Raw genomic sequence first — 21,990 nt, forward strand, 5'->3', positions numbered from 1 at the left:
TGGCGCAGCGGGGTCTGGGGGCGCGACCCGTCGTCCGGATCGCACCCGCTGACCAACACCCACACCATCAATGCCTGCACGAACACGGTGCCGGCGAGCACCACCACGAGCACGGCGCGAAGCGCACGCACTGCCAGCTGTCCCATACCCCATCCTTCCATCGAGTTGCGATGGGAATCTATCGAATATCGATAGATGAATCAAGGGTTGAGGCGACGGCTGGACGGTGGGCCACACCGAAACCCTGACCCGGGAAGCCGAACCTCGCACCCTCATGGCTCGGACCGCGGGATCCACCCCAGAGTCGGGGTCCACGGCCCGGACACAGCGTGAAACACTGCCATAACGGGCATTTGGTCGGCTGCTGTCACGCAGCTGGGTGGCGGCGATTACTCCCGAGCGGACGGCGTAGATCTGGTGGGAGCACCTGGATGATGTTGCGTTTACGTCCAGCTCGGCGACAGTCCGTTGGGGTCTCCGTACGGCACCGGTCGACCGGTGAGGGCGTCCAGGAGGAGGCGGCCATCGAGCGGCTTCGACAGCTCGACCTTCACGCTCTGTTCGGTCATGCTGGCGGGGCAGGGGCCGCTTTCCGCCCCTGCGATGGAGGCGTACAGTACTACGCTCTCGTCCGTCTCCAGCGCCTTGACGACGGGGCCGTCGTCGCAGGATCCGTGAGCGGCTTTCACCGTGACGGAGCGGCCGTCCGTCGCCGTCCCGGCCAGCCGGGCGACGCTTCTGATTCCGTCGGCAGAACCTTGCTGAGCTTGTCCGATCGGCGGCTTGGGAAGCTTTGAGGGGGTGAGGGCGACCCGCTTCAGCGGGGTGTCGTAGCCCTCCAGTGTGAACAGCCATGCGGGGACAGTCGCGGTGCCGCGGCTTGTCACGATCGTTGCTGTGCCGAGCCGCGCCCCAGTCACGGTCAGGCGGGGTCCGTCACTGCGGTTGAGGGCCAACGACTGGTACGTCTTCTTCGCCCCGATCAGCGGGCGGGTGAGGGCTTTCCCATTCCCCCATTCCGCCTTTCCGACCGCGGGGGAAGTGCTGGACAGATTGCCATGCAGGACGAAGTTCTTTGTCTTGTATGCCTGCTCGTCTGCCTTGCTGTGCCAGCCGGATTCCGGCTTCTGCACCACGTCGGCCATTGGGTAGTAGCCCCTGCATCCAGGCAGCAGCGGCCGCAGATGTCCGCCAGGAATCGGCTACTTGACGGGCGCGCTTCTCCTGCTTATGCAACGATTGATCGTTCGCATGACCATCACCGACGCGCTGATCCTTGCTGCAACCAGCGAGGAGGCCAGAGCTCAGGAGCGATACCAGCAGCAGGCTGGCGAAGCGCTTCATGTCCGTATGCATGGAGTCCTCTGCGGCGGTCGACGATGGATTACCTACTGAAACGATGGCGCGGAGATTCTTCAGCGCCCAGCGCTGATCCCACTCCACACCTTCGACGCGGAGGGGCGCGTCCTGGTTCACTCGCAGCCTCTCTCGCCGCCTGCTGCGTCTGCGTTCGTGCCGCAGGCGGCGAGAGATGGTCCGTGGCCCAGTAGACCTTCAGGCCTTCCCAGAGAAGCACCTTGTATACCGGTTCGTAGAAGCTGCGAACGGTCCGCTTGGTCGTCGGAATCCCCGCAGGGCTTATCGACATAGCTGCCGCCCGACAGGATGCCCAGAGCGGTCTCGTCGCTGAAGAGGAGTCCTCCGCTATCACCATGCACCGAGCAGTTACTCACCTCGATCATGTGGCGGAGCGTGGTGCCGTCGGTGTAGGTGACCGTCAGCCGAGACGCTACCGGGAGGGCTACAGCTGAATCTCGATGTGGTCCACGTCGGTGAATTCCACCCCCAGGCCGTGCGCGCGGGTGTTGTTGGCGTGGAAGTACATCTGGGCGAGGCCCTCTGCCGCGATGCGCTGGAGTTGTTGCTCGGTGGCGCCCTGTTCCCGGGCTGTGAACAGTCGGTCGGCGTAGAGGGGTGGGAGGGCCTGGGTGATGTCGCGGATCCGGGCGTCGTCGGTTGTGCCCGGCGTGGCGGTGAACCCGAAGCGGGCGCGGGTGGAGACGGCCGGGCCGTCGGTGGAGGCCGCTTTCTGCCGGACCTTGCCTCGAGCCTGCGGCTGCCACCGCCTTTTGACCTCACGCTCTATGCGCGCACGGAGGTCGCGACGGGGCCGCTTCAGCTTGCCCGCCACGTATCGCTCCACGGCGCGCTGGGGCACCCCGAGCATCTGAGCGACCGGCTTGGTGCCCTTGAGCTGCTTGACCGGGTACTTCATCTGCGCCTGGGCGCTTGGGGGATGGGGCAGGTGAACGCTCCCTCCAGCACCTGGTCCAGGCTGTCCCCGAGCGAGTCCACCATGGTCGGCTACTCCCCTTCCCCGGCTGTCGAGTCGTTCTTGATCAGGTTGGAGACGTTGAACACGCCGCTGTGTTCCTCGAACTGTGCCTCGGCCCACAGGACGGTCTGGGTGCCCTGGTGCTTGACCATCCCCGGCGAGACCCCGAGCCGGAACGTGCCGTGGACCGGCTTGCCCTCCGGGGTGTGTGGCAGGACGTCCAGCGGGGACGGGCCGGGCGAAGGGCAGACGAGGGCGTCGGTGCCGATCGCGACCGGGTACAGCTCTGCCGCCGCGGCGGTCTTCATCAGCTTGCGGTGCAGGCCGATCCGCTGGGACGCCAGCACGGCGGCCCGGATGTCGGGGCGCCACGTCTCCCTCGAGAGCGTCGGCCACGGCTCGTAGTACGGCACCTGGCCCCGGGAGCGCTGGCGCAGCTTGCCGATGCCGCCCTTCGCGGTCGCCTTGATCGTGCCCACCAGGAGCGCCATCGTTGGATCGACCTGCTTGGAGCGGGCCATTGCCTCCAGGAACTCCCTCCCGCCCATCGCGGTGGTGACGCCGAGGTCGGCCATCATCGCGACGTAGGCGTCGCGCAGCCGCTTGTACCAGGGGTCCAGGTAGCGGCCGGTGTCGGTGCGCACGTGCGCCTCGATCAGCGCGACCTCGAAGCCCAGCTCCTGTGCGTAGGCCAGGGTCGGGGTGGCGTACCAGGCCGGGCCGGTGGGCCGGTCGCCTTTCGGTGTGAACGGCGAGGCAGCCGGTCGCCATCGACCGTGCGGCCGTTGATCTCCACCCGGGACAGGTCCACGTGGGAGAGGTCGACCAACCACGAGCCGGGCAGCGCCGGGTCGAAGGCCGGGTTGCCGGTGAGGTGGGTCGGTCCGTTCAGCCCGACAATGAGCGAGTGGCGGCCGCGGCGAAGGACATGTAGATGTCAACCGGGACCAGGTAGCGGCGTGTGCACTGCTCGTCGGCGACGCCAGCGACCACTCCGACGGCTACCGCGACATCGAAGACAGCGTCTGGATCATCAGGCACGCCCGTAGCGCCACCGGAGTCCCCCGCCTGATCGTGACCGGCGTCCTCCCGACCGCACGTCCGACCCCGTACTTCCTGCGCCTGCGGCGCTCGGCCGGACAAGCGGGTCGGTGACACCGAAGCACTTTCATCAACAGCGCACACCGCAGCGGAAAGAGCGAGGCCAACGACTCGCGCGATCGAGTCGACGGTGTCGACTACAACCAGGTCGCCACCGAGCGACTGGAGCCGTCGCCGCAGACTCCTGACCTGCCATGGTCAGGCCCGTGGTCGACCTGGCCGACGCCTTGGTCGGGCTCACGGTCGGCCCGGCGGGGTTCATCGTCAGGGGCTGTCGCGGGTCCCCACTGCTCCCGCGCGGGCGCGAGAGCAGTGCGGCACCCGAAGAGCGCGACAACCGGGCCGATCAGTAGAAGCGGCGGACGAAGACATCCGACTTGCCGTTGGTGTCGCCGGGCACGATGTCGTCGGCCGTGGAATGGAAGACCACGTCGCGCCCACCGGCGCTGACCGCGTCGGTCCCGGCCGAGGCGGGCTGGTTCGAGACGATCTCGTCGGTGCCCGTCTCCAGGTCGCGCAGCGTGAGTGACGGTCCGTTCGTGTCGTGTGGGGCGTACAGCAGATAGCGGCCGGTGGGATCGATGGCCACGCCCCGCACATTCGGCACCAGTTGGTCGGCGCCCGAGCTCTCGTCCTGGACGTAGGTGTCGGATCCCGAGAGGTAGACGACCTTGCTGCCGTCCTTGCTGATCTGGACGAGGGTCGCCGCCTTGGACGGGCCCTCGATCGGGCCGGAGGAGGTGTCGTCGGTCCGGTCCCACACGAAGACGTCCTCCGCCTGGCGGTCCTGGTAGGCGACAAAGCGGCCGTCGCCGCTGATGGACGGCCGGGCCGAGACGGTGTGGCCGAACTCGGCGACGGTCTGCGTGTGGTTGGCTTGCCAGTCCTGTACCTCGATGCGCTGCCGGGACGGCGGTCGATTGAAGGTGGCGACCTGGGCGATGTAGCGGCCGTCCGCGCTCAGCGACGGCTGACTGCAGCTGAGGCCCGAGCAGTTGATGCCGATCGTGCTTCCCGAGCTCACCTGAGACAGAAAGGACTTCGTGTCTCTTTGCAACAGCCCCCAAAAGGCAACGTATTGCCCGTCACCACTGATCACCGGGTCCTGATTCGTTGGGGTGATGCTGCTCATCAGCGTGGTCTGGCTCGTCCGCTGGTCCCGGACGAACACCCTTTCCCATGTCACCGGGTTGGCGGGGGTGAGGTTCTTCGCCAACGACGAGAAGACGACACGCCGACCGTTGGTCGTGATCGTGGCGCCGGCGGAGTCGCCGTCGCCCTGGGTGCCGTCGGTCGCGACACTGATCCGCTCGACCCCGGCTCCGCCGTCGCTCGTGACGCCCGGCACGGTCATGGGCTCAGCCGAAGCGGCTCCGGGCAGCACCGCCGTGACCGCGCAGACCACGATCGCCGCGCTTAAGGCGGCCCGCACACGTCTGGTGGCGCTCCAGTTCGCGTTTCCCCTCATTTTCCCCCCAGTCTGGACACGGTCTCTCCTCCAGCTCCCCGCTGGAGGTCCGCAAGCATGGAACCGCGATGGCGCTGTGGGGACAATGCGTCACATGACGTATTGAGAGGCGCGGTTTCGGCCATGTGAGAGCCGCCTCGGCGAGGCGCCGGGGCCCGAGCGCCAGAACATGGCGTCGGTGCGCTTCACGCCGTCCAAGTCCCGGCCGGTCAGAATCCGGCCGATGCCGAACATGAGATATTCGGCGGACTCCTCCACCTGCTTGCCGAACGTTGTCTGTGCCATCGGCCGCGCCCTTTTCGGCGTGCCTCCAGGCACCACACACCCGGAAACGGACACCGACGGTAAAAGCGCCGGCCTGTGGACAGAGGATGCGGGATGACCAGGCCGGTGCCCGGGGTAGCCGCCGCCAGCGATGGTGACGGTGTGGTGCCGAGCAGGGGGTGGCCGACCACCACGACCAGTCGGCCCGGTGAACGGGGCTGTCCAGGAAGGACGCGGTGATCACACCAGCCGCACGGTGATCACCCACCGAGGTGAGGGCCGACAGGAGCCTTGTCCATCGAGCCGTTGACACCGTCAGTACCCGTTCGAAGTCCCAGCAACTGAGTCGCTGGGCTTCTACGCCGGCATGGTGTCCGAGGAGGCCGGGCCGGTGACGCGGAGCACGAGCTTGGTTCCGCCGGTGAGGCCCCTTGAGGACCGGTCGAAGGCGCCGGGGCCCTCATCAAGGGGAAGAACCTCTGTGGGCAGGTCGAGTACGCCGTCGCGGAGCCGACCGGCGAGGACAGCGAGAGTCTCCGCGTCCGGACGGACGTAGAGATCTGTCGACGTGAGTTCAGCGCTCGCGGCCGGGGCGTCCGAGGTGATGGAGCACAGCCGGCCCCCCGGGCGGACGAGTTCCCCGGCGGTGGCGGCTGTTCCGGGGGCTGCGGCGAGCGCCGCGTCGAAGACGCGACCGACCTCGCGCGGCCAGGCGGGGCGGCGGTAGTCGATGACGTCTGTCGCGCCCAGGCGGCGCAGCCGGTCAAAGGAGCGGGGAGACGCCGTCGCCGTCACATGCACTCCGGCCGCGACCGCGAGTTGCAGGACGAGGGCTCCGGTCACTCCCGCCCCGTTCGTCACCAGCAGGTGCATGCCGCTGGACAGATCCAACCAGTCCAAAGCCTGGCAGGCGGTCAGGCCGTTGACGGGGAGAGCCGCCGCCCGCGCCGGGTCCAGACCTTCGGGCAGAGGCGCCGCGTCCGCGGCTCGCACCAGCACCTGCTCGGCCCACAAGCCGCTGTGACCGGGCAGCGGAGCACTGTGGACCAGTACCAGGTCACCCACGGCAGGGGCCGTGACATCCGGCCCCACGGCAACGACACGACCCGCGCCCTCCACCCCGAGGGCCGCCGGAAGGCGCAGGCCCACGTCCCATTCACCGGAGGCAGGCAGCAGGTCCCAGGGGCCGACCCCGGCGGCCAGGACGTCGAGCAAGATCTCGCCCGGCCCGGGTGACTGGGGCCTGGGCAGCCGTAGCGACTGGACCGGACCGGACACTTCGGCGACCCCGCAGGCCCGCATCCGTGCATCAGCTGACTCCGACTGCGGCATGACGCCTCCGGGGAGAATGGACTCCACCCGAGTGTGCACTGCCGGCTGACGCAGCGTCGGTCGCCACGCGCATCAGCGGTGAAGCGTCTCACCCCAAACGCCTGAGTCGGCATCGCCCATCAGTTACAGGACAGCACTTAGCGGACCGGGTCCGGATAGGACGCGGACGGCGCACTGGTCGTCGCCCCATTCGCTCCGTCGAAGGGCAGCGAACTTCGACACACTGCGAGGCTGAGGAGTCACCGACCCCGGAGACCCGCAAGACCACCCTGCGGGCCAGGATCAACGCATTCGTCGAGCAGCACCTCGCCGACCCGGCCATGAGCCGACCCGGCCATGAGCCGACCCGGCCATGACTCCCCAGGCGATCGCGGACGCCCATCACATCTCCCTGCGCCATCTCCAGCAGCTGCTCGCCGAGGACGACACATCGCCGGCAGCCTGGATACGCCGCCGCCGTCTGGGCGCTGCCGCCTCGACCTGGCCAACCCCCGCCGGAACGCCCGCCCGATCCAGGCCATCGCCGAACGCTGGGGCTTCACCAACCCGACGCACTTCAGCCGCCTGTTCCGGGCCGTCTACCGGATACCGCCGCGGGACTACCGGAAGCTGCCGCCCAAGGCGTGCGCGAATCGGCAACAACCCTGCGCGGAATGACAAGGCCGGGAGTCGGGCTCGACCGTGCTGCGGTTCGGCGGCTACTGGTGAAGAGGCAGTATTTCGACGTTGCGCAATTCCCTGCGTGCCGGAAGGCCGACGCCCCGTGGACGGGATGCCGTACGGCGCTCCGTGGCGTCGGTGCAGCAGCGCTTTGGTCTTCAGCGAGGACCATGCTCCATGTACGGGGGTCAGCGTGCTGTGGAGAGCAGACGGCGAAGAGCTGTCGGTGTGCGACCGAGGTGTTGGCGCATCGTGCGGGCGAGGTGGGCCTGGTCGGCGTAGCCGAGGTCGGCGGCGAGGGTGCTGAGGCTGTGCTCGCCGGCTTCCAAGCGGTCGAGAGCCTTGCCGATCCGGACGCGCTGGCGGTACTGGGTCACTGTCACGCCGAGTTCGCGTGGGAAGGCCCGGCTGAGGCGGTAGGGGGAGACGCCGAGGAGCTTGGCGAGCGAGAACAGTGTGTCCGATGCGGGGTGGGCTTCGGTGATCGCCTCGCGGGCGGCCGCGATGAGGGGCCGGTCGCGCCCGGAGGACGTGGGAGCGAGCGGGGTCGGTCCGGTCACGGTGCGGCCGATGGCGGTGGACAGGAGGGTCAATAGCTCTTCGGTGAGCGCATAGTCGACGTCTTTGGAGCAGGCGGCGGTGAGCAGGCGGCGGTGGGCGAGGTCGAGGCGTGGGTCGATGTAGAAGGCCTGGACGGCCGGTACCTCGGTGTCTCCGGCGAGGGAGCGCCACAGCTTCGGTGTCACGCTGATCGACGTGCACACGTCACCGCCGGTGGGATGGGCGAAGCTCTCTTCCTCGCCCGGTGCGCCCACGTAGGCCAGGGTCGCGTCGATATCGGCTGGGGTGCCCGCGGCTTTCCTGCGGAACCGGCCGCGGCGCACGAGCACCACGCGGTAGTCGGCGCGCACTTCCGGCGCCGACCAGCGGTCGTGGTCGGAACGGCAGGTCACCGCGCTGATGTTGAAGTCGGGGCGGCTGGCAACAGAAATGGCTGTGAGCACCCGTCGCACACTACGTGGGGGGTCTGACACCCGCGCTCCCGCTGCAAGGATCTTCAAGACCGGATCCCGCCGCCGGGAGGACGCTTGCAGCATGCGAGCGCCTCAGGGCTCCTCGTACGCCGTTGCGTCCATTCCCCTATTCGAATCCCAGGAGTCATTGGCATGTCCGCTCTCAAGCAGCTCAGCACGGTCGTCTTCGACTGCGCCGACCCGGCCGCGCTCGCCGCGTTTTACCAGAAGGCCACCGGGTGGGAGATCGCCCACAGCGACCAGGATTTTGCCTCCCTGGGCGGTGGCACCCCGGTCCAGCTCGCCTTTGTCCGCGTGGACGGCTACGAGGCGCCGTGCTGGCCCGAGGGCCTGAAGTACATGCACCTCGACTTCACCGTTGCCGACTTGGATACCGCGGCCGAGGCACTGCTCGACCTAGGTGCGTCCCGGCCCGATTTCCAGCCGGGCGAGGGTCAGTGGATCGTCCTCACCGACCCCGAGGGCCACCCGTTCTGCCTCACCGCCGCTCCGACCGGCGACTGACATCTCCACCCGAGAAGGGGACAGACTCATGGCATCCATTCACCGCGAAGTGCTGATCGAGGACACTCCGGATAACGTGTGGGCGGCGGTCCGCGATTTCGGAGAGGTTCACCACCGCCTCGCACCGGGGTACGTCACCGACACCCGCGTCGACGGCGACGTCAGGACCGTCACCTTCGCCAACGGCGCCGTGGTGCGCGAACTCATCGTCGACATCGACGATGAGACCAGGCGAATCGCTTACGCGGTGGTCGGTGGCTCTCTGGAGCCCACGCATCACCACGCTTCCATGCAGGTGGTCGCCGAGGAGGAGAACCGCAGCCGCTTCGTCTGGATCACCGATGTGACGCCGGATAGCCTCGGTGCGCCCATCGCCGAGATGGTCGATCAAGGACTTCGTGTCATCAAGCACACCCTGGACCGCGAGGCCACCCCGATCGGCTGACCGGTGACACCGGCCAGGATAAGTGTGCAGCCCGGACGGCGGAGAGTTCCGGGCCGCACACTGCCGCAAATGGCAGACCAAATGACCCATGCCGTTCCTCCGGATCGTCACCGTGGGGCAGCACGCGGCACGGACCACGCCAAGGAGCTCCGAAGGTGTGCTATTCGCTGCTGACCGTGCGGGCTGCGAGGTAGGCACTCCAATCACCTTTGGTGCAGTTCGCCCACCTGTGGGCCGCCGTGATGTTGATGCCGAAGAGGTCGGCGACCACGCTGGGTGGGAGGCCGGTGACTGCTCGAGGGTGGGGTAGGCGCCGACGATGCGGGTGACGGGGAGGGCATAGGGCCTGATCAGGGCGCCGATGAGGCGTGCTTCTCGGGGGATGGTGTCGTCATTGAGGCAACGCCGGAGCTGGTCCTGGAGGTCTTGTTCGTCCAGGAACCCGGATGAGTGGGTCTCGGACGGCCGGGAGATGGCGAGCTTGCCGGTGATGCGCCTGGCCACTGCCCACTGGATGAAGGTGACGACCGGCCGGAAGGGTGGTCAACGATCCAGCGGTCCAGGTCGCTCTGGGCGGTCTCCTGCAGGGCGATCTCGTTCGTGTCCAGCCAGGACATGAGGTCGATGGCGGCTCTGATATCGAGGACTGCGGCGTTGGCACTTCCGCTGACGGGTTCGCGGGGTGTGGGAATCGGGCAGGCCCAAGGATTCGGGCGGCTTCCGAATGGCGGTGGTGACCACCACCGCCAGCGTGATCAGTCCCGTTGCGCTTCGCGGGATGCCGACTGTCCGCCTCTGCGGGAGGTTCTGCGGGTGATTCGCCTGGTCATGAGCGTGATCGCGGCCCGGGTGATCAGCGACTCTGAGTGTTGAATGAGCCGTTCGTAGTCGCGTGCGTGTCGGCGGGCATGCATGATCCAGGCCCAGGGCCCCAGCGGCGGGGCAGGATGACGAACCCGGGGGTGTGGGGCTGAACCGGGAGATCAAACGGCGGGCCGACGTCGTCCAGGTCTTCGCCAACCCCGCCGCCTTCGACCGGCTCGCCGCCGCGGCGCCGGCCGAACTCCACGACGAATGGCAGGTCTTCGACCGCCGCTGCTCTCAGAAGTCTCCATGGCCGAACTCCTCACCGCCAAACCGGCCGAGGACGACCCCCGCCTTCCTCCACAGCCGGAACAGAATCAGCTCGGTCAGTGACGGAGGTGTACTCGGTTCCCGGGCTCCACTGATCTTGCTTGGGCATCGGTGAGAAAGGGGTGGGCGCGCCAGCCTGCGAGTGGATAGGATCCGCCTGGCCATGCGTCGTCTAGCGGCCCAGGACACGGCACTCGGGTTCGCCCCGATGCGGAGACCCCGGTTCGAATCCGGGCGATGGCCACCCTTGACCCGCAACACCACTTCGCGGGACGCCACCCCAGGGCCCTCTGATGACGCGGCAGTGGGAGGACTCGGACGTGATGAGGTGCTTGGGTGAGTTGCGGGCGGAGGGGACGATTCCGAGAACAAGCCGCCATCCACTTGTCCGAACTGTTTGGTGGCACCGATTTCACAGCGCACCAACTGGTCCTAAAATGTGTTGACTTAGGGCCGACGGGTGGAGGTTGACGAGCGTGGAGTCGACACCGGCGCTAGTTGTGATCGCCTTGCTCTGCTGGTTGATCTACGCACTGTTTCGTGCGGATCCGCGGAGTCGTGCACCGGCGGCGGCTGCCGGAGCCGTCGGTCGCCCCGGGCCAGTTGGAGATCTATCAGGGGCAGGCATTCCGCGAGATTTGCCGGCGGGCGGCGAACCCGGGGCGGCGCGTGATGATGACCGACTACTTTGCCGAGCGAGGATGGAATCGGGCGGACGTCATGCGCATCCTGGCCGAGCTGCTCAAGCACAGACTGATCGATGTGGAGGGTTGGCGGTTCGGCAGCTACAGCGTGACGCACAAGGGCTGGACCGAGTACGAGGGCAAGTTCATCTGGACAGGAGGCGAAGGGGTGCACATCTCCACTGGACCGGGCGGCTTCGTCGTGGCGAACGTCAACAGCCATCATTCGGTGGCCCACGGCGGCTACGGCAACCGGGCGAATGCGCCTGACATTCCCCACCAGCAACTGATCGACGCCCTGCGCACGGATGCGGCCACCGCGACGTCCGATGAAGCGGTAAGAGCACGGGAGTACGCCGACGACCTGGCCGCGGCCGTCGACGCGCAGGATGCCGACAGGACGGCTCGGGTCCTCGGCAGGATCAACGCCCTCCTGTCCACCGCTACGGCTGCCTTCACCCTGGCCCGCGGACTACTGCCATCCGGCTCGTAGCGGAACGGATCTGGATCGAGGCTGCGGCATCATCAGCAACGGCACCGTCTACCAGGCGGGTGACTTCTGTGAAGATCATCGGTCATCTCGAGACTTCGCGGCTCGTCAGGACCAGCAGGGAACGCACCAGCGTGGTCGCCCATTTCGGTTCGGTGCGTACCTTGCCGAGGACGCGCCAGACACCTCACGTTGCCAAGGTGTCAAGCGGCCGCCGCGAGTGCGATGGGGAACGCGGTGCGTTCGTCGAACAACTCGTGCTTCTGCAGGCAGTGGTAGAGCTGGCCGGGCATTCGGTTGAACAGGTTCCTCCGGGCGGCGGCGTTCCAGTCCCCGTGCTCGTCGCGACGGCGGCGGTAGTGGGCCTTGGCACCGGGGGATCCGTTCGGAGCGGCGAAGGCCCAGAGGTAGCCGGCGTGGTTGAGCGCGTCGTTCTTCACCCACCGCCGCGTGATGCTCGACCTCTTGCCGGAAGCGCGGGTGATGGGCGAGGAGCCCGCGTATGCCTTCAGGCCCCGGGCGTCGGCGAAGCGGCTGCGGTCGTCCCCGATCTCGGCCAGGATCCGGGCGGCGAGCTGGATACCGAGCCCGGGGAAGCTCAGCAGGATCTCAGCGTCCGGATGCTGAGGGAACGCGTCCTCCACCGCCTCGGCGAGTTGGTCAGCGGCGGTGCAGGCGGCGTTGAGCTGGACAAGGAGGGCGAGCATCTGCTTGCCGAGAGCGTCTTCGACAAGCGGCGGCTGGTGCGCGGACTCGGCGCGGAAGGCATCACGGAGGCGATCCACTTCGGTGTCGATGCCGCGCTTGCGGCCGGCCCGCTCCAGGGCGGCCTGGAGCTGGGTGCGGGTCAGGCGTGCCGCCCGTGTCGGGGTCGGGGCGGTCTTGAGGAGTTCACGTGCCTCAGGCCGGCACAGGCCGTTGGTCCAGGTGGCGAAGGCGTCCAGGGCTGCCGGGTAGTACTCGCGCAGCAGGGAGCGGAGCTGGTTGGCGAGCTGCTGCCGGTTCCACAGTGCGTCCTGCTGAGCGCGTGCGAGGACGACGATCGCACGGCCGAGGTCGGAGTCGTCGGGCAGCGGCCGGTGGGCGTGCATGTCGGTGCGCAGGATGTTCGCCAGGACGAGGGCATCGCCGGGGTCGGACTTCTTACGCGAGACACTGTGTCGGTCGCGGTAGCGGGCGGCGGCCAGCGGGTTGATCGCGTACACCTTCCGCTTACCGGAACGCAGCACGGCGACCAGCAGGCCGCGGGAGGTCTCGATGGCCACCGGGATCGGGGTGTCCTCGGTGTCACCGTGCTCGGCGAGAAGCTCCAGCAGCAGCGTGTAGCCGACGGCGTCGTCGGTTATGTGCCGCTTGGCCAATAACCTGCCGGTGTCGTCGACCAAGGCGACATCGTGGGTACGTTCGGCCCAGTCGAATTCCACAATAGATCAAGGGAGTTCCTTCCCGATGTGCTGATGTTCGCGCTGGTCACGAGCGCATGCGGGCCACGCGTCGCACTCATCCCAGGCATCAACCGCTGTGCGGAGTGCCGCCACCTCACGAGCCGTTCGTGGCACCAGCGCACCCCACAGGCCTCGGTCTGCGCGGGAGCTCGAACGGCTCGGGCGTATCAAGAGGTCACCGCGCAGTGGGCTCGCACCACCAACACCAACGAGGGGCAAGGCGACCGGTGTCGACTCTCGGGGTGCTGGATGCCGCCGGTCTGGCGAAAGGCGTCACCGCCTGTTCTTGAGAAGGCGTGCATCCAGCACCCGACTCGAACACCCGGAGGACTGTGGGGCTCCCGCCGGGTGCTCTTGGGAAGGGATTAGTTCTTGAGGTGGACGAAACCGTGCTCGACCGGTGCACTGGAGCAGTTCGCCACCGCCGTACTGGTCGAGGTCAGCGAAGAGGAGGGGCGGGTGCGGTTGCACCACCGCGGTCATCCGCCGCCGTATCTGATCCGCGGAGGCCGGGTGACGTCGCTGGAGCCATCGGCTCCGGGACTTCCCCTGGGCCTGGGCATGCCGGAGGGCGTCGGCGCGTCCGGCTGTGACACCTTCCCCTTCCACCAGGGGGACTACCTGCTGCTGGTGACCGACGGTGTCACCGAGGCGCGCGACCGGCACGGGGCTTTCTACGAACCCCGTACGAGGCTGCCCGACCGGGATTTCCGCACAGCGTCGGAGGTGGTGGACACACTCGTTGCCGATGTCACCGACTGGACCGGGGTCCGGCGACAAGACGACATGGCGATCCTGGCCCTCACGCTGGTTCGCTGAGGAGGAGGCACAGGGGCGGGTTCACCAGGCCTTCTAGGTGGCCCCAGCCCTCTACGGCGGCCTGGGTGGCCTGCCCGTCCCTTCGGGCTCCGTCGATACAGACCGGGCCCGGGCCCACCCATCGAGCTCACGGGTGAGGCGAGCCCGCACGTCGGCAGCGACCTGCCAAGGGTCGCAGCAGACCGGCGAGTCCGGCGACAGGCGGTCGATGTTCCGGTCCCCACCGGCCTCGATAGTCCTCACCTCTGTAGCCGCGCCATGATGACGCGATATCAGGGAGGCGGTAGAGCGCGCGGGGGCACCCGCGGTGGCGGCGACGCCGGCCGCCACCACCTGGCGCCCGGGGGGCATCTCCCCCGGCTCCCGTCACGCCGGACACGCCGGCGCGCTGGGGAGCCGAGGCGCATCGGGCGCAGGTGTCGAGCATGCCGGTCAGTGCGGCAGGTTCTTCCTCGTCCGTGGTGAGGACGTAAGCGTGCTTTACCGAGATCCACGCACGGGCGTACGTACAGCGGTAGCTGACCAGATCCGGCTGCCAATCGGAGGGGTCCCTATCACTCTGGACGCCGCGTCGAGCACCGCGCCGTCGTATGCCGAGCGCCAACTGCCGGTCGTCCCCCGGCACTGACCGTCCTGGGTGACCTCATCGCCGGCCCCGGGCGAGGACGATCTCGCGGGTGTCGCAGGTGCTGTACTGGGGCCAGATCGAGAGTCACGGGTGCAGGTCGTACCGTGGCGAGGAACTCGTCAATGAGCGCGCGGGCCGTCGGCGGCAGGAGGGGACCCAGCCCGCCGTAGTCGACGGACCCGAGGGAGTAGCTCAGCGTCAGCGGTCCGCCAGCCTGCGTCTGGTTCGCAGCCTCCAGCCGGACGTTGTAGACGAGATGGATGGACAGGGCCCGGGTTGGAGGCGAGGGTTCGGAGCCGTGCGCGGCCAGATCCGCCGAACTCACCAGCTGTACCTCTACCTCCTGCTTCACCTGGAGGAATGGCACAGCGAAGCTGGTGTAGTTGGCTGGGGCGAATATCCAGACAACCTGGGCAGGCGACTGGCAGCGTCGGCCGTCGCGTTGTTCACCACGAGTCGTACCGGGGCTGTCGCCCGGCGTGGCGGCCGCCTGCCGCCTGATCAGGGCGTGCTGTTCGGGACACGTCTACGCTGGCTGGAAGACCTCAGGGGGCGGAGGACCCCAGGAGGCCGGAGGACCTCAGCGTCCAGCTCTGCTCACCGCCCCGATCATCACTGGGGCAGGGGCTATGCAGCCCGCCGCCGGTCAGCGTTTCGGCGGTGAGGGTGCACAAGGCGGGCCGTGGTCCCGGGGCGTTCCTGTTGCGGCCAGGATGTTCGGCCTTCCGCGCACGGCGGGCCGCATCCGGACCTGTTCAGTTGGTTGCCGCTCATGAGACGCATGGCGGCCAGGCAGGTCCGTTGCCCATGCGACTGGTTGTGGGCGAGTGCCGCGGTCTGCCCTGGTAGCTCGCCCACAGCTACGCGTTCATGTGCCGAAGCGCTTGCATCGACCGTGCTGCGATCCCGGAGTGGGAGCCCGCATCATTTTCGCCAGAACAGGTGATGCGTCACGCCGCTTGGGCTGGGCACGACCTCGAGATGGAACCGGTCGAGCAGTTCATCGGGCGACTCCCACAGGCGGAGGCCGGACCCGAGCCTCACCGGCGAGACGGCCACGTGCATGGTGTCGACGAGACCGGCGTCAAGGAACTGCGCGATGGTGGTGACCCCGCCGCCGAGCCGGACGTCCCTGCCCTGCGCTGCCGCCCGTGCCCGTTCCAGGACCGTGACCGGGTCACCGTCGACGAAGTGGAATGTGGTGTCGGAGAGTGTGATCGAAGGACGCTTGTGGTGGGTCATGACGAACACCGGGGTGTGGAATGGGGGCTCGTCGCCCCACCAGCCGCGCCAGCCATGGTCGTGCCAGGGGCCGCGCTGGGGGCCGAACTTGTTGCGGCCCATGATCTCGGCGCCGACGTTGCGTGCGAAGTCCCGCGTGAAGTAATCATCGAGGCCGCGGCTCCCTCCGGGGTCGGTCCGCATGGGCCAGCTCGCCGTGGCGCCGGCCCAGGCGAACAGCCTTTCGGGACTGGCGAAACCGAACGGGCTCTCGAGGCTCTGGTGCTCACCGGCACCGATTCCATCACTTGAGACGTTGAAGTTCATGACTCTCAGCAACTGATCCACGTGTTTCCTCGTCAGGTCCTGTCGAATCCTCGTGTGGCGAGGTGCCCCACATCAGGGCGTCGAATGGGACGAGGCCGGATCGACAGGGCCGTAGCTTTTCCTCAAGGTGTGCCCGGCAGCGATGACGAAGTGCGCCGCGACCGGGTAGAACCAGAAAGCCCAAGCCGGGACGGAGCGCAATGACCCCACCGTGGAGCGCGAACCGCAGCCCGCCGGGCCCGCCGACGCGGCCGTCACCGCAGACCCGCGACCCGAGCAGCCGAGCTCCAGGTCATCGGGGTCGCCGAACTCCTCGGGAGTGACCAGCTCCGGGCCGATGGGGGCGAAGCCGGGATAGGACTTGGCCAGGGAGAACCGTGGTGCGGGCCCGGGCAGTCGCAGTCCGCGCTCGGAGAGGTCCTGCCCCCACGGTCAGCCCGGCCATATGGCGTGCGGCAACGACCGCTTGCTGAGCGTCGCCCTCTCCTTGCGGGACGCCGCGACGGTCTACCGCCGCTGATCGTTCCCCATCGGCCATGACTACGACCGTGACATCGCCGGTGAGCACCAGGCCCTGGTGGACGGGGTCGTCGCACGGGACGCCGACGTCGCGTCCCGCCTTCTGGCCCAGCACATTGACCGGACATCCGTCTCCTTGCGCGCCGTGGCCCATAGCGAGACCGAACACGCCGGATGACGGAACGCGGACCGACCGCCGTCCTGCCGCAGGAAGCCGGTGGCGTTCACGACCGGAGTGGCATCCGAGCCGGTCCGCCGCCGCTACGCGATCGAGCGCACCGCGGCTTCGGTAAGGGTCGACGCGGTCCGTACGGCGCTGGCGACGGCCTCGTCGGGGCCGAGCCCGCACAGATCGGTGAGGGTGAAGAGCGCCTCGGCGCTCATGACCACCGCGAGGTCCCGCTTGAGCTGGGTGAAGGCGTCCGGGTCCGTCGCGCCGAGCGTGTCCTCCAGCGGGAGGAGCGCGTGGTCGATGAGTCCGAAGCGGATGCCGGGGCGCGTGGTCACCGTCTGGGGCCGGGTGATGGTGGCGGCGATCATCGCCCGTACCGAGCCCTGGCGGGCGAGGATGCCGCGCAGCAGGAACTCGCAGGCGAAGGCGGTGCGTTCGACGGGATCGGCGGAGGCCGCGACCGGGGCGAGCGCTTCGGCGGGGGGCGGCCAGACACCGGCCAGGGCCTCGCTGATCAGGGAGGGCAGGTCCGGGAAGTACCGGTAGGCGGTGGCCTCGGAGACCAGGGCCGCGCGGGCGATCGCGGGCATGGTCACTTCGGTGCCCGTGCCGATGAGTTCACGGGCGGCCGTCACGATCGCCGTCCGCGTGCGCTGCTTCTGGTTGGTACGGCCGGCACCTGTCTGCGCCGTCATCACGCGACTCCTCCCGTCGATCCCTCCACATAATAGCAGCTTTCTCTCTTCATGAGAGCCAACTTGCATTACGACACTCGGCTCCCTAATCTCATGAGAGTCAGCTCTCACGAAGGAGGAGCAATGAGCACCGTCTCCGTGGTCGGCCCGAACGACGGCGAGACCATCCAGCTCGGCCCGACACAGATGCGCATCCTCGAGGACGGCAGCACCACCGGGCACCGCCTCGGCATCGGAGAGATCACCATCGCCCCGCACACCCAGGGCCCGCCGCAGCACCGGCACGCCCAACACGACGAGGGCTTCTACGTCGTCTCCGGCACCGTTCACTTCACCATCGGGGAGACCACCCACGCGGCGCCGGCCGGCACCCTCGCGATGATCCCTCCCGGCGCCCCGCACACCTTCGCCAACCTCGGCGACGAGCCGGCGATGATGCTCAACACCTTCACGCCGGACCTGTATGTGCAGTACTTCCGTGACCTGCGGAACATGATCGCGGGCGGCCGGGAACTGACCCCGGAGTCGACAGTCTCGATCATGAGCCGCTACGCCACCGTCCCCGCTACCGACTTCGCGTGACGGCGCCCCGACTTCCCCTGAAACCGACCCGCTCGAGGAGCACGGAAATGACCCGCAGCACCCACACCCTCACGCTCGACCAGGGCACCATCGACGTCACCGTCGACCTCCACGGCGAGCGGGGACGCCCCTTCCTGCTCCTGCATGGAGGCGGCGGCCCGCAGACCGTCACCCCGTTCGCCGGCCTCCTCGCCGAACAGCGGCCGGCCAGGGTGTTCACCCCCGTCCACCCCGGCTTCGACGTCACCTTTCGCCCCGAATGGCTGACCGACATCACGACCCTGGCCCAGGTATACGCCCACCTGCTCGACGCGCTCGACCTGCGGGACGTCGCCGTCGTCGGGAACTCGATCGGCGGCTGGATCGCCGCCGAACTAGCGGCCCTGGGCGGCGACCGGATCAGCAGCGTCACCCTTGTCAACGCCGTCGGCATCCCCGTCCCCGGCCACCCGATAGCCGACACCTTCTCCCTGACCCCCGCCGAACTGTCCCGCCTTTCCTTCCACGACCCCTCGAAGTTCCGCTTCGACCCCAGCGCACTGACCGAGACACAGCGCGCGATCATGGCCGCCAACCGCGCTACCCTGCAGGTCTATTCGGGCCCGCACAACATGGCCGACCCCACCCTGCCCGAGCGCCTCGCCAAGATCACCCATCCGACCCTGGTCGCGTGGGGCGTGAGCGACCAGGTCGTGGACGTCGGCTACGGACGCGCGTACGCACAGGCCATCCCGGACGCGAAGTTCCGTCTGCTGGAGGGCACCGGCCATATGCCGCAGAGCGAAACGCCCGACCAACTCCTCCCGATCCTCTGGGACTTCGCCGACGCCCGTGTTATCCACCGGCCACAGCTCTGACCCCCCAGAGGGCGAGCCCGATGCCTCAGCCCGGTCGCATCAGACCCACGTTGATCCTGGCCGTCTGCTGCATGAGGGGGTGCTGGTAAGAACGCTGTCACCGATCCTGCTGGCTTATTCGGTCACGCGGCGACGGGAGAGGTCGAGGCGGGCAAGGTGGCTGACGCGGGTGCGGTCGAACGGGTGGCCGTTCCACCAGGCATCGAGGCGAATGAGGTTGAGCGCAACGGTGGAGAAGACGTGCTCCAGGTGGGTCTTCTGGAGACCGAGGTAGCGGGCACGTCTCATCCCGGTGACCGCGACGGCCTGGTGGATGGTTCCCTCGATGCCCGCGCGGGTTCCGTACTTGGCTCGCCACTGCTCGTCGCCCTGCTGGAGACGGGCATGGTCGAGGACTTCTTGAACCTCGGGGGGGGGTGCAGGGAGAGGGTCCGGCCGCCGGTCTTCGAGCTGGTGCACTGGTCGCGCACCGGGCAGGGGCGGCATGTCTCCTTGTCGAACTTGATGACGGTGGCCTTGGTGCCGCGCAGGGTGGCAGGGCTCCACCAGGTGCTGGTGTCCCCGCGTGGGCAGGTGGCCTGCCGCTTGTCCCAGTCGATGGTGAACGCGGTGCGGTCGAACCCGGCGCCGGCACGCGCCTGGGGTGAGCTGTTCATCAGGACCGGGGTGACCAGGGTGACCCCGAAGTTCTTCTTGATGCCCACGATCAACTCGGCGGAGGCGTAACCGGAGTCGAGGAAGTGCTCGGCGGGCAGGAGATCGCGGGCGGCGAGCATGTGATGGACCGTTCGGTCATTTCCGCGTCGGTCACTGTGGCGTCGGTGGTCGCGATGCCGGTGATCAAGTGCGGCGGCGGTCCGTCGGCTCCGGGGATCAGCGCCTGGCCGTCGGCAACCGGGTCCTGGTCGTCGGCATCGTCGCAGGACTCACTGATGTGGATCTTGTAGCCGGTCCACCAGGAGCCCTGTTTGAGGCCGTAGCGCGCGTCGGTGTCGTACGGAGAGGCCAGCCGCAGTCTGCCGGGCGGGAGGTTTTTGCTCTCCCGCCGCTTCACCTCCGTCCCGGCCTCGGTCACGGTGCGGTGGTAGTTCTGCACCCACATCGTGCGCAGGACCTGCACCGCTGGGAGTTCGCGCAGCCAGGCCGGAGCATCAGGGGCATGCACCGCCTCCAGCAGCGCGAACCCGTCCCGGCCGTAGACCAGGGCCATCTCCTCGCGCTTGCTCGTGGAAGCCGGCGGATGCCAGGAGTGAGTCCGCGGGCCGTAGCGGTCGGCCCATTCCCGAACGGGCACCGCCTGGGCCAGCCAGTCCGGGGCCGAGCAGGCCAGCGCCTCCAGCGTGGCCCGCAGTGTTTCCCCGGCCAGCTCCAGCCTGTTCAGGTCGCGTACCGCCGCCAGCACGCGGGTGGAGTCGGTGCGCTGCTTGCCTCCGGCCTTCACCAGGCCCCGGTCCTTGAGCGCGGTCAGCAGCAGGTCGAGCACCTTCTCCTCCATCCCGTGCTCGACCAACCGCGTGCGGAATTCGGACAGCACCGAGGCGTCGAACCCGGGATCATCCAGCTCCAGGCCGAGCGCGTACTTCAGGTCCATGCCGTACCTCACCCGATGCGCTGCCGCCCGGTCAGTGAGGTTCTCGGCGAACTGCAACACCGTCACCAGCGCCAGCCGGCCCGGTGACCAGCCCGGCCTCCCTCTGGTTCCGAACGCCTCGGCGAACTCGGGGTCCGCGAACAACTCGCCCAGTTCGTCACGGACCCGCATCGCCAACGGGTACGGGCCCCGTGCCGCCACTGCACGCGCCACCTGCGCGGTCAGCTCGGGCACCTTCGGCCACGGCCTCGGCCGCATCGACATTCCACACCCCACCCGCGACCGGAACGCCAAGACGGCCGCTGCTGCCCCGACCAACGAGCCGCCAGCCCCGCCGGGCACGGAATAAGCCAGCAGGATCGGTGACAGCGTTCTTACCGGCACCCCTACCCCTCCGACACCTGGGACGACGAATGGGCCCTGAGCGAGCCGCTGCTGCCGGTCCCGGCCTGCGACACCCCGATCGGCGGGCGCCCGGAGAAGCACCCGCGGCGGGAGATCGTGGACGCGATCCGCTATGTCGTGGACACCGGCTGCAAATGGCGGTCCCTGCCCAAGGACTTCCCGCCCTGGCGCACCTGCTACGGGTTCATGGCCCGCTGGGCCGCCGCCGGCGTCATCGGGCAGATCCGTGACCAGCTCCGCAAGCGGATCCGCCGCGAGATGGGCAAGGCGCCCGGTGCGGTGGCCACCGTCATCGACTCCCAGTCGATCAAGGCCGCCGAGACCGTCGGCAAGGACTCCCGCGGCTACGACGCCGGCAATTATCTGGGGGCGTCGGTTATGGCGGGTCGGGCCGATCGGAGCTGGTGGACGGCGGTGTTGTAGGGGCTGAGGCCGGCGATAACTACAGGTTCTCCAGGAAGGTGAGCAGGCTGTCGGTGGGCCGGTAGCGTTTGGCGGCGGTGTCGCGGGGTGCGGTGCGGGCCAGGGCCTGTTCCTTCATCGCCAGGTCGGCGTGCAGGTAGACGTCGGTGGCCTTGGTGCTCGCGTGTCCGAGCCATAGCGCGATGGTGGAGGTGTCGACGCCGGCGGTCAGCAATGCCATGGCCGCCGTGTGACGAAGTGTGTGCGGGGTGACGTTCTTGCTGGCCAGGGCCGGGCATCGCTTCGTGGCAGCGGGCAGGTATTTGCGGAGGATGTCGGCAACGGCGTCGCGGCTGAGGTGTCCGCCGACGCGGTTGGGGAACAGTGAGTCGTCCGGGGCTGCGTTGCGGGCGGTGATCCATCGCTGGAGCAGGCGGGCGGTGGGTTTCGTCAGCGGGGTGCAGCGCTGTTTGCGGCCCTTGCCAGTGCAGCGCAGGTGGGCGCCGGTGCCGAGTTCGGCGTCGGCGCAGGTGAGTGCGGTCAGCTCCGAGACGCGCAGTCCGCTTTGCGTCGCGACCAGCAGCAGGAGGTGGTCACGTCGCCCCAGGAGGGTCGACTGGTCCGGGACCGCCAGCAGAGCCTCGGTCTCCTCGTGGCTGAGGAAGCACACGAGTGTGCAGTCCCGGCGCTTTTGCGGGATCGCCAGGACGCGCTGGATCAGCAGGGCGTGTTCCGGGCAGCGGTAGGCGGCATAGACGAACAGCGAGTGGATCGCGGCCAGTCTGGCATTCCGGGTGGTCACACTGTTGTTCCGGTCGTGTTCGAGATGATCCAGGAAGCCGCCGACGAACACGGCGTCGATGTCGGTCAGCTCCAG

Annotated in this window: 21 protein-coding genes, 1 tRNA gene and 7 pseudogenes; 11 read left to right on the forward strand and 18 right to left on the reverse strand. The window is 68.3% G+C overall.

All coding sequences use genetic code 11. The annotated features are described in order from the left end of the window. Both ACFXB5_RS25505 and ACFXB5_RS25510 read right to left on the reverse strand, forming a co-directional pair. A pseudogene (locus tag ACFXB5_RS25505) lies at positions 1-146 on the reverse strand (DUF2975 domain-containing protein); the annotation flags it as partial. 297 nt (positions 147-443) lie between these two features. Then, entirely contained in the window at positions 444-1,145 is a 702-nt protein-coding gene (locus ACFXB5_RS25510; protein WP_385211820.1) for a hypothetical protein, read from the reverse strand. Between the two features lie 106 nt (positions 1,146-1,251). Here ACFXB5_RS25510 and ACFXB5_RS25515 point away from each other — a divergent pair, with 106 nt between their 5' ends. After that, positions 1,252-1,395: a hypothetical protein gene (locus tag ACFXB5_RS25515; RefSeq protein WP_385211821.1), complete on the forward strand. Its 144-nt coding sequence runs from the start codon at positions 1,252-1,254 to the stop codon at positions 1,393-1,395. A 406-nt stretch (positions 1,396-1,801) separates the two neighbouring features. Here ACFXB5_RS25515 and tpg read toward each other — a convergent pair. The 6 genes and pseudogenes from tpg to ACFXB5_RS25545 all read right to left on the reverse strand — a co-directional run bounded on the left by tpg (position 1,802) and on the right by ACFXB5_RS25545 (position 6,500). Beyond that, positions 1,802-2,358: pseudogene (tpg, locus tag ACFXB5_RS25520) on the reverse strand (telomere-protecting terminal protein Tpg). Positions 2,359-2,364: 6 nt separating this feature from the next. Continuing rightward, positions 2,365-2,979, reverse strand: a complete 615-nt coding sequence (locus ACFXB5_RS25525; RefSeq protein WP_385211822.1) for a hypothetical protein — start codon at positions 2,977-2,979, stop codon at positions 2,365-2,367. A 244-nt stretch (positions 2,980-3,223) separates the two neighbouring features. Next, positions 3,224-3,376: a hypothetical protein gene (locus ACFXB5_RS25530; RefSeq protein ID WP_385211824.1), complete on the reverse strand. Its 153-nt coding sequence runs from the start codon at positions 3,374-3,376 to the stop codon at positions 3,224-3,226. A 406-nt stretch (positions 3,377-3,782) separates the two neighbouring features. Continuing rightward, the gene (locus ACFXB5_RS25535; RefSeq protein ID WP_385211825.1) at positions 3,783-4,904 is read right to left on the reverse strand and encodes a hypothetical protein; all 1,122 of its coding nucleotides are present in this window, start codon (positions 4,902-4,904) and stop codon (positions 3,783-3,785) included. A 90-nt stretch (positions 4,905-4,994) separates the two neighbouring features. Then, on the reverse strand, positions 4,995-5,189 hold the full coding sequence (locus tag ACFXB5_RS25540; protein WP_385211827.1) for a hypothetical protein: 195 nt from the start codon (positions 5,187-5,189) through the stop codon (positions 4,995-4,997). Positions 5,190-5,525: 336 nt separating this feature from the next. Continuing rightward, the gene (locus ACFXB5_RS25545) at positions 5,526-6,500 is read right to left on the reverse strand and encodes an NADP-dependent oxidoreductase (RefSeq protein ID WP_385211828.1); all 975 of its coding nucleotides are present in this window, start codon (positions 6,498-6,500) and stop codon (positions 5,526-5,528) included. A gap of 336 nt (positions 6,501-6,836) precedes the next feature. Between ACFXB5_RS25545 and ACFXB5_RS25550 the strand changes: the two genes are divergently transcribed. Continuing rightward, positions 6,837-7,157, forward strand: a complete 321-nt coding sequence (locus ACFXB5_RS25550) for a helix-turn-helix domain-containing protein (RefSeq protein ID WP_385211830.1) — start codon at positions 6,837-6,839, stop codon at positions 7,155-7,157. A gap of 191 nt (positions 7,158-7,348) precedes the next feature. On the opposite strand, the gene ACFXB5_RS25555 is transcribed toward ACFXB5_RS25550, so the two are convergent. Then, the gene (locus ACFXB5_RS25555) at positions 7,349-8,164 is read right to left on the reverse strand and encodes a helix-turn-helix domain-containing protein (RefSeq protein ID WP_385211832.1); all 816 of its coding nucleotides are present in this window, start codon (positions 8,162-8,164) and stop codon (positions 7,349-7,351) included. Between the two features lie 162 nt (positions 8,165-8,326). Here ACFXB5_RS25555 and ACFXB5_RS25560 point away from each other — a divergent pair, with 162 nt between their 5' ends. Beyond that, positions 8,327-8,698, forward strand: coding sequence for a VOC family protein (locus ACFXB5_RS25560; RefSeq protein WP_385211834.1), 372 nt, complete (start codon positions 8,327-8,329; stop codon positions 8,696-8,698). A gap of 28 nt (positions 8,699-8,726) precedes the next feature. After that, a complete protein-coding gene (locus ACFXB5_RS25565) occupies positions 8,727-9,143 on the forward strand; it encodes an SRPBCC family protein (RefSeq protein ID WP_191066166.1) in 417 nt (138 codons plus the stop codon). 809 nt (positions 9,144-9,952) lie between these two features. On the opposite strand, the pseudogene ACFXB5_RS25570 reads toward ACFXB5_RS25565, so the two are convergent. Then, positions 9,953-10,107: pseudogene (locus ACFXB5_RS25570) on the reverse strand (IS5/IS1182 family transposase); the annotation flags it as partial. A 6-nt stretch (positions 10,108-10,113) separates the two neighbouring features. Between ACFXB5_RS25570 and ACFXB5_RS25575 the strand changes: the two are divergent. The 3 genes and pseudogenes from ACFXB5_RS25575 to ACFXB5_RS25585 form a co-directional block, all read left to right on the forward strand. Beyond that, positions 10,114-10,340, forward strand: a pseudogene (locus ACFXB5_RS25575) (transposase); the annotation flags it as partial. A gap of 96 nt (positions 10,341-10,436) precedes the next feature. Then, a tRNA-OTHER gene (locus ACFXB5_RS25580) sits at positions 10,437-10,521 on the forward strand. 296 nt (positions 10,522-10,817) lie between these two features. Continuing rightward, positions 10,818-11,453: a hypothetical protein gene (locus tag ACFXB5_RS25585; protein WP_385211836.1), complete on the forward strand. Its 636-nt coding sequence runs from the start codon at positions 10,818-10,820 to the stop codon at positions 11,451-11,453. 200 nt (positions 11,454-11,653) lie between these two features. Here ACFXB5_RS25585 and ACFXB5_RS25590 read toward each other — a convergent pair. Beyond that, positions 11,654-12,884: pseudogene (locus tag ACFXB5_RS25590) on the reverse strand (IS110 family transposase). A 383-nt stretch (positions 12,885-13,267) separates the two neighbouring features. Here ACFXB5_RS25590 and ACFXB5_RS25595 point away from each other — a divergent pair. Then, positions 13,268-13,714: a PP2C family protein-serine/threonine phosphatase gene (locus ACFXB5_RS25595; protein WP_385211837.1), complete on the forward strand. Its 447-nt coding sequence runs from the start codon at positions 13,268-13,270 to the stop codon at positions 13,712-13,714. 1,552 nt (positions 13,715-15,266) lie between these two features. Here the strand turns inward: ACFXB5_RS25595 and ACFXB5_RS25600 are convergent. The 3 genes from ACFXB5_RS25600 to ACFXB5_RS25610 form a co-directional block, all read right to left on the reverse strand. Beyond that, entirely contained in the window at positions 15,267-15,911 is a 645-nt protein-coding gene (locus ACFXB5_RS25600) for a dihydrofolate reductase family protein (RefSeq protein WP_385211839.1), read from the reverse strand. 51 nt (positions 15,912-15,962) lie between these two features. After that, on the reverse strand, positions 15,963-16,292 hold the full coding sequence (locus ACFXB5_RS25605) for a hypothetical protein (RefSeq protein ID WP_385211856.1): 330 nt from the start codon (positions 16,290-16,292) through the stop codon (positions 15,963-15,965). A 378-nt stretch (positions 16,293-16,670) separates the two neighbouring features. Continuing rightward, the gene (locus tag ACFXB5_RS25610; protein WP_385211841.1) at positions 16,671-17,276 is read right to left on the reverse strand and encodes a TetR/AcrR family transcriptional regulator; all 606 of its coding nucleotides are present in this window, start codon (positions 17,274-17,276) and stop codon (positions 16,671-16,673) included. 123 nt (positions 17,277-17,399) lie between these two features. Between ACFXB5_RS25610 and ACFXB5_RS25615 the strand changes: the two genes are divergently transcribed. Together ACFXB5_RS25615 and ACFXB5_RS25620 are read left to right on the forward strand one after the other, a co-directional pair. Further along, on the forward strand, positions 17,400-17,858 hold the full coding sequence (locus tag ACFXB5_RS25615) for a cupin domain-containing protein (protein WP_385211842.1): 459 nt from the start codon (positions 17,400-17,402) through the stop codon (positions 17,856-17,858). 47 nt (positions 17,859-17,905) lie between these two features. After that, positions 17,906-18,715 carry an alpha/beta fold hydrolase gene (locus ACFXB5_RS25620; protein ID WP_385211843.1) on the forward strand — a complete coding sequence of 270 codons (810 nt, stop codon included), beginning with the start codon at positions 17,906-17,908 and terminating at the stop codon, positions 18,713-18,715. A gap of 114 nt (positions 18,716-18,829) precedes the next feature. On the opposite strand, the gene ACFXB5_RS25625 is transcribed toward ACFXB5_RS25620, so the two are convergent. The 3 genes and pseudogenes from ACFXB5_RS25625 to ACFXB5_RS25635 form a co-directional block, all read right to left on the reverse strand. Beyond that, positions 18,830-19,201, reverse strand: a complete 372-nt coding sequence (locus ACFXB5_RS25625; RefSeq protein WP_385211845.1) for a transposase — start codon at positions 19,199-19,201, stop codon at positions 18,830-18,832. Further along, positions 19,186-19,491: pseudogene (locus tag ACFXB5_RS25630) on the reverse strand (IS1182 family transposase); the annotation flags it as partial. The pseudogene ACFXB5_RS25630 and the gene ACFXB5_RS25625, both read right to left, overlap by 16 nt. Then, positions 19,422-20,564, reverse strand: a complete 1,143-nt coding sequence (locus ACFXB5_RS25635) for a transposase (RefSeq protein WP_385211847.1) — start codon at positions 20,562-20,564, stop codon at positions 19,422-19,424. The pseudogene ACFXB5_RS25630 and the gene ACFXB5_RS25635, both read right to left, overlap by 70 nt. Before the next feature lie 129 nt (positions 20,565-20,693). Here ACFXB5_RS25635 and ACFXB5_RS25640 point away from each other — a divergent pair. Further along, positions 20,694-21,068, forward strand: a pseudogene (locus ACFXB5_RS25640) (transposase); the annotation flags it as partial. A gap of 85 nt (positions 21,069-21,153) precedes the next feature. On the opposite strand, the gene ACFXB5_RS25645 reads toward ACFXB5_RS25640, so the two are convergent. Then, on the reverse strand, positions 21,154-21,990 hold an 837-nt coding region (locus ACFXB5_RS25645), incomplete at its 5' end, for a tyrosine-type recombinase/integrase (RefSeq protein ID WP_385211849.1).

This window comes from Streptomyces sp. NPDC059455 (assembly GCF_042750115.1).
GTDB lineage: Bacteria > Actinomycetota > Actinomycetes > Streptomycetales > Streptomycetaceae > Streptomyces > Streptomyces endocoffeicus.

Coding starts and splice junctions, on each gene's coding strand:
- ACFXB5_RS25510 (WP_385211820.1), bottom strand. CDS start 1,145: ATGGCCGACGTGGTGCAGAAGCCGGAATCCGGCTGGCACAGCAAGGCA.
- ACFXB5_RS25515 (WP_385211821.1), top strand. CDS start 1,252: ATGACCATCACCGACGCGCTGATCCTTGCTGCAACCAGCGAGGAGGCC.
- ACFXB5_RS25535 (WP_385211825.1), bottom strand. CDS start 4,904: ATGAGGGGAAACGCGAACTGGAGCGCCACCAGACGTGTGCGGGCCGCC.
- ACFXB5_RS25540 (WP_385211827.1), bottom strand. CDS start 5,189: ATGGCACAGACAACGTTCGGCAAGCAGGTGGAGGAGTCCGCCGAATAT.
- ACFXB5_RS25545 (WP_385211828.1), bottom strand. CDS start 6,500: ATGCCGCAGTCGGAGTCAGCTGATGCACGGATGCGGGCCTGCGGGGTC.
- ACFXB5_RS25550 (WP_385211830.1), top strand. CDS start 6,837: ATGAGCCGACCCGGCCATGACTCCCCAGGCGATCGCGGACGCCCATCA.
- ACFXB5_RS25560 (WP_385211834.1), top strand. CDS start 8,327: ATGTCCGCTCTCAAGCAGCTCAGCACGGTCGTCTTCGACTGCGCCGAC.
- ACFXB5_RS25565 (WP_191066166.1), top strand. CDS start 8,727: ATGGCATCCATTCACCGCGAAGTGCTGATCGAGGACACTCCGGATAAC.
- ACFXB5_RS25610 (WP_385211841.1), bottom strand. CDS start 17,276: ATGACGGCGCAGACAGGTGCCGGCCGTACCAACCAGAAGCAGCGCACG.
- ACFXB5_RS25615 (WP_385211842.1), top strand. CDS start 17,400: ATGAGCACCGTCTCCGTGGTCGGCCCGAACGACGGCGAGACCATCCAG.
- ACFXB5_RS25620 (WP_385211843.1), top strand. CDS start 17,906: ATGACCCGCAGCACCCACACCCTCACGCTCGACCAGGGCACCATCGAC.
- ACFXB5_RS25625 (WP_385211845.1), bottom strand. CDS start 19,201: ATGCCGCCCCTGCCCGGTGCGCGACCAGTGCACCAGCTCGAAGACCGG.
- ACFXB5_RS25635 (WP_385211847.1), bottom strand. CDS start 20,564: ATGCGGCCGAGGCCGTGGCCGAAGGTGCCCGAGCTGACCGCGCAGGTG.